This window comes from Citrobacter sp. CK180 (assembly GCF_030333655.1).
Lineage (GTDB): Bacteria > Pseudomonadota > Gammaproteobacteria > Enterobacterales > Enterobacteriaceae > Citrobacter_B > Citrobacter_B koseri.
The window spans coordinates 1-5539 of record NZ_JAOWFM010000042.1 but is presented as its reverse complement, the minus strand read 5'-3'; the positions used below and the strand labels follow the sequence as shown (position 1 = coordinate 5539).

Annotated in this window: 3 protein-coding genes and 4 pseudogenes; 2 read left to right on the top strand and 5 right to left on the bottom strand. The window is 48.9% G+C overall.

The window, feature by feature from the left end; all coding sequences use genetic code 11:
- The 5 genes and pseudogenes from OGV50_RS07475 to OGV50_RS07455 all read right to left on the bottom strand — a co-directional run.
- Nucleotides 1–355 (bottom strand): annotated as a pseudogene (locus tag OGV50_RS07475) (IS6-like element IS26 family transposase); the annotation flags it as partial.
- A gap of 36 nt (nucleotides 356–391) precedes the next feature.
- Nucleotides 392–520: pseudogene (locus OGV50_RS07470) on the bottom strand (transposase); the annotation flags it as partial.
- A 13-nt stretch (nucleotides 521–533) separates the two neighbouring features.
- A pseudogene (locus tag OGV50_RS07465) lies at nucleotides 534–934 on the bottom strand (IS1 family transposase); the annotation flags it as partial.
- 298 nt (nucleotides 935–1232) lie between these two features.
- A complete protein-coding gene (locus tag OGV50_RS07460) occupies nucleotides 1233–2789 on the bottom strand; it encodes an alpha-glucoside-specific PTS transporter subunit IIBC (protein ID WP_192466105.1) in 1557 nt (518 codons plus the stop codon).
- 51 nt (nucleotides 2790–2840) lie between these two features.
- Nucleotides 2841–4169, bottom strand: coding sequence for a 6-phospho-alpha-glucosidase (locus OGV50_RS07455; RefSeq protein WP_206098739.1), 1329 nt, complete (start codon nucleotides 4167–4169; stop codon nucleotides 2841–2843).
- A 168-nt stretch (nucleotides 4170–4337) separates the two neighbouring features.
- Between OGV50_RS07455 and OGV50_RS07450 the strand changes: the two genes are divergently transcribed.
- Both OGV50_RS07450 and OGV50_RS07445 read left to right on the top strand, forming a co-directional pair.
- Nucleotides 4338–5057: a GntR family transcriptional regulator gene (locus tag OGV50_RS07450; RefSeq protein ID WP_064760475.1), complete on the top strand. Its 720-nt coding sequence runs from the start codon at nucleotides 4338–4340 to the stop codon at nucleotides 5055–5057.
- A gap of 127 nt (nucleotides 5058–5184) precedes the next feature.
- Nucleotides 5185–5539, top strand: a pseudogene (locus tag OGV50_RS07445) (IS6-like element IS26 family transposase); the annotation flags it as partial.

Here is a 5539-nt window from a genome sequence, read left to right as displayed (position 1 = left end):
GAAACCGGTATGCAGCTTTGCTGTTACGACGGGAGGAGAGATAAAAATCGACAGTGCGGCCCCGGCTGTCGACGGCCCGGTACAGATACGCCCAGCGGCCATTGACCTTCACGTAGGTTTCATCCATGTGCCACGGGCAAAGATCGGAAGGGTTACGCCAGTACCAGCGCAGCCGTTTTTCCATTTCAGGCGCATAACGCTGAACCCAGCGGTAAATCGTGGAGTGATCGACATTCACTCCGCGTTCAGCCAGCATCTCCTGCAGCTCACGGTAACTGATGCCGTATTTGCAGTACCAGCGTACGGCCCACAGAATGATGTCACGCTGAAAATGCCGGCCTTTGAATGGGTTCATGTGCAGCTCCATCAGCAAAAGGGGATGATAAGTTTATCACCACCGACTATTTGCAACAGTGCCGATAAGCGTGCGTGTCATTCTGTTTCCCTGCTTTGATATTCCCCCATTTCTGTCAACTTCGCCGGATTGATACTTTTTGGGCGTTAATCCGAGGAAAGCTCCTGCATCGCTGACACGTCTTCCGTATCCTGTCATACGCATAAAACAACCAGCGCTGGCGTGATTTAGCGCCCACGTAGCCCCACTGTTCGTCCATTTCAGCGCAGACAATAACGTCACTACCCGGTTGTATGCGCGAGGTTACCGACTGCGGCCTGAGTTTTTTAAGTGTCGTAAAATCGTGTTGAGGCCAACGCCCATAATGCGGGCGGTAGCCCTGCATCCGACGCCATTCATGGCCATATCAATAATTTTCTGGCGTGTACCGGGCTGAGAGGCGGTGTAAGTGAACTGTAGCTGCCATGTTTTACGACAGTGAGAGCAGAGATAGCGCTGATGTCCGGCAGTGCTTTTACCGTTACGCACCACGCCTTCAGTAGCTGAACAGGAGGGACAACTGATGGAAATGGAAGCCACTGGAGCACCTCAAAACCATCATCATACACTAAATCAGTAAATTGGTAGCATTACCCTCTTCTTCAATTTCAGACATTACACGCTCTCAATTATTATTCGATGGTCACACTGAGTATCGCCTTAAATTGGGCAACAACTTACTCAGACTCACACGACTTTTCGTAACCAACGAACATTACCACTAATAACACTTCAATCAATAGTACCTAAGTACTATTAACTCCTGGCTTATATTAGCCTCAATGCATAAGAGCAGTACCAAGTACCGCTCTTAATTTCTTGTCTTGAGGCGCAAAACCTATGCCCGTATCAATTGCGTCATTTCTTCGCGAACCTGCGGTACGGTTAAGCCGACAATAATTTGAAAGCTATCACCATTACGTACCATGTTTACTGCACCATGCTCTTGAAAATATTGCGTTTCCGCTACTTTTTCTGGCTCATGTACCTTGATACGTAACCGCGTGGCACAATTGGTGAGCAATGCTATGTTGTCTTTGCCACCCAGTCCTTCAATAAACGCACTCGCTTGCCCGCCATCAATCACACCGCTCGATGAATCGTTTTGTTGTGCCCCCTTATAGTCGGCTTTGGTATAAAGCTTCGCCTCTGCGCTGCCCCGGCCGGGCGTGGGGATATCAAATTTCAAAATCAGCGCGCGGAACACCACAAAGTAGATAGCGGTGAAACTCAGGCCGATGAGCACTTGCACAATATATGTGTCGCCATGCAAGCCGCCTAGCGGTAGCCAATTTTGAAAAATAAAGTCGATAAGCCCAGTCTGGAAGTTACCTGAGACACCAAACCAATAGGCAATGGTTGCCATGGTTGCCGCCAATACCGCGTGGAGCGCAAATAATGCCGGTGCGATAAACAGGAAGGTAAACTCAATAGGCTCGGTGATCCCAGTAAGAATGGCCGTCAATGCCGCACCAAGCACCAAGCCGAGCACCATTTTCTTGTTTTCTGGCTTCGCGGTTGCGTAAAGCGCCATAGCAATACCCGTACAACCAAAGACTTTCCCCATCCCAGTCAACATCAAGCCACCTTGTGGGAATTGCTCGGTTAAGGGGGCAGGATTGCTGGCAAAGTTTTGGATATTTTGAATCCAATGAGCCACTGTGCCGCCATCCACCGCTACAGGTCCATAGAATACGGGGCCATAGACAAAGTGATGCAGCCCCGTTGGGATCATAATCCGCTCAAGGAAAGTGAACATCCACACCCCGAATGAACCCGCACCGACTAAAAAGGTTTGTAGATTATTAATGCCGTGCTGAATACTTGGCCAAGTAAAACAGGTGATGATCGCCATGAGTACTATGATCGGAAAACTCACAATAACCACCAAAGGTGTGCCACCAAACACTGCCGCCCAGTTTGGCAGTTTTTTGTCGAAGAAACGGTTGTGAACCCAAACGGAGAGGCTAGCAATTACGATGGCACCCAATAGGTTAGTATCCAAAGTAAGTATACCGCCCACATCAGTAAGCCCACGCTCACCCTCCACATAGTTCACCCCAAGCTCAGGTCCCCAGAACTGTAAAATGCCACCAATCACATAATTAAAGGTGATGTATGACACCAGTGTTGCAAGCACTGCGCGCCCGGATGCAGATTTTGCTAGTGCTATCGGTAACCCTACCGCAAACACCAAGGCCATATTTTTAAACACCGCCAACGAGGCTTGGAGAAGGATAGTTGACACTTTTACCCATGCACTACCTTCCACTGCCCAAGGAAAGAGATCTTGGTTGAGTAGCATCACCGATAAGCCTAATAACATACCGGCTGCAGGAAAGAGGAGCACAGGGACAAACATTGCTGCACCAAAGCGCTGGATTATATCTTTCATGATGATCCCTCCCAGATTTTGGCCCCAGATGGTCTCTGGGGCATCATATTATTAATGAAATTGAGGTAGATAGTCGCCGTTAACACGTAAAAGCTCATCGACGATTTGTTGCGCTTTTGGCACATCCACAACGGTTCGGTTGAGCGTGAGCGCATTGACCAGTGTTTGTCGATCCCCGCTAAACCATGCATCCACGACCAGCTTTTCGTAGCCGAGTTGGCCTTCGATCAGTGCTTTTTGGAACGTAGGGATGGTTCCGACCGCAAAGCGTTTCGGGCCGTCATTGGTTAACGCGGCCGGCACTTCCACCATGGCATCATTCTGAATATTTGGGATCGCGCCATCATTCGGTACGATAACCAGATACGTCTCGCCACGGTTATAGGCCAAGGAGGCCGCTACACGCACCATATAGCGCCCATGGATGTCTGCATGAAGATGTTCATTAGCGGTAGTGCCCGCGGCAATGATGCGTTCATTCAGGCTAAACACTCGCTTTTCTCGTCCATTGATTACTTGGCGCGCACGCGTGTTAGCAATATCTTCTTTTTCTACCATTTTTTCCGGATACAAGTAGTACTGCAGATAAGTATTGGGTAAGTACTCAGGATTGTCTTTCAGCATGGTCTGCATGTTTTTAAACGTTGCCTGCCATGAAGGGTCATCAGCAATTTCTGGGTCAACAGCACTGATCCCCTCTTCCAAAATGATGCGTTTAAGCTCAGCGGTAAGGTCGACCCCTTCTCGGTTTCGTACCTTGGTAAACCACCCAAAGTGGTTCAGTCCAAAGTATTCCGGCACCAAATCCCAGATCTCGCAACCGAGTAATTGTGCATAACTCACCATAATGGCGGCAGGCATATCGCAGATGTTTAGAATGCGGTTGTCATGAGGAAATTCGCGCTGCAAGGCTTCAGCCACAATGGCTGCTGGGTTTGTATAGTTTAAAATCCAGGCATCCGGGGCGAAGTGACGAATGTCATTCACGAGAGTAATCATGTCACCTATCGAGCGTAGCCCATACGCCATGCCACCCGCGCCGCACGTTTCTTGTCCCACACAACCGTAAAACAATGGGATCTGCTCATCAAGCTCCCGCATGGCAAGGCCACCAGTGCGGATCTGAATAAAGAAGAAATCTGCATCTGAGAATGCCGTTTCTTTATCCGTGGTATAAACAAACTCTTCGACCTCAGGATAAGCCTCGCGCAGCAAGATCTCCGTCGCTTTGGCATTCGAGGCTTGTCTTTGTTCATCAATATCATAGAAGGTGATTTTGCTGAGCGGAAATGCCTCTTTTTCAGCAATCAAGCTATTGATCATCCCCAGTGTATAGGTGCTTCCACCCCCGACGATAGTGAGCTTTTGTGGTTTCATCATCGTGTCTCCTCTTAATATGTATCTTTAATGTATTACATAGGTGATACTTTAAATATACACAAAGGCTCATTTATTGATCGAAAACACAATGGGAATCTATTTATGTACTTTAAATGTATTATCGATCACAGTTTGTTATGATGGGGCTTGCAGCCAAAAGGAGCCGACATGTTGAAACCTCGCTACATGCAAATAGCCGATTTACTCACTGAGCAGATTAAAGATGGAACCCTGACACCAGGCGCGATGATGCCAACTGAGGCCGAGCTACAAGCCACCTATGACGTCAGCCGAGTCACGATACGTAAGGCGATGAAGGTGTTGGTTGATAACGATCTGCTCTACCGCGTCAGAGGTAGTGGCAGTTACGTAAAAGCCCCTAAAGCACAGCACAACGCCTTTCAACTGATGGGATTTATCGAAGAAGTCTCAGCACAAGGCAAAACGCCAAGCTCAAAGGTGATCGCATTTGAAACGTCACCTTGCAGCCACACCATTGCCAGTAAATTAAACGTGGAGGAAGGGACGTTGATTTATGAAATCCAACGTCTTCGTTTGATTGATGGCGAGCCAGAAATCCTTGAGTGCACCTACCTGCCGGTGGCTATGTTTACCGATCTCAGTATCGAAGTGATGCAAACATCGAAATACGATTATATCGAGCGACATAAGGGGATGCAGATCGCGAAAAGTCGCCAATGTGTCTGGCCAGATAGCACCTCCACCTCACTCGCCGCGCTCCTCAACACCCGTGAAAATTCGCCCATATTAAGGGTCGAATCAGTCAGTGAGCTTGTCGATGGGACACCGTTTGAATATACAGTGAACTACTTCCGCTTATATCAGTACAGCTTTGAATTCATCGCTCACCGCCAAACACCACAATGATCTGTTTCCTCGAGACGTCTCGGTTGCGTTGTTGAGTATGAGGTGTAGTCTGACCGGGTTACCTGGCACTGTTGCAAATAGTCGGTGGTGATAAACTTATCATCCCCTTTTGCTGATGGAGCTGCACATGAACCCATTCAAAGGCCGGCATTTTCAGCGTGACATCATTCTGTGGGCCGTACGCTGGTACTGCAAATACGGCATCAGTTACCGTGAGCTGCAGGAGATGCTGGCTGAACGCGGAGTGAATGTCGATCACTCCACGATTTACCGCTGGGTTCAGCGTTATGCGCCTGAAATGGAAAAACGGCTGCGCTGGTACTGGCGTAACCCTTCCGATCTTTGCCCGTGGCACATGGATGAAACCTACGTGAAGGTCAATGGCCGCTGGGCGTATCTGTACCGGGCCGTCGACAGCCGGGGCCGCACTGTCGATTTTTATCTCTCCTCCCGTCGTAACAGCAAAGCTGCATACCGGTTTC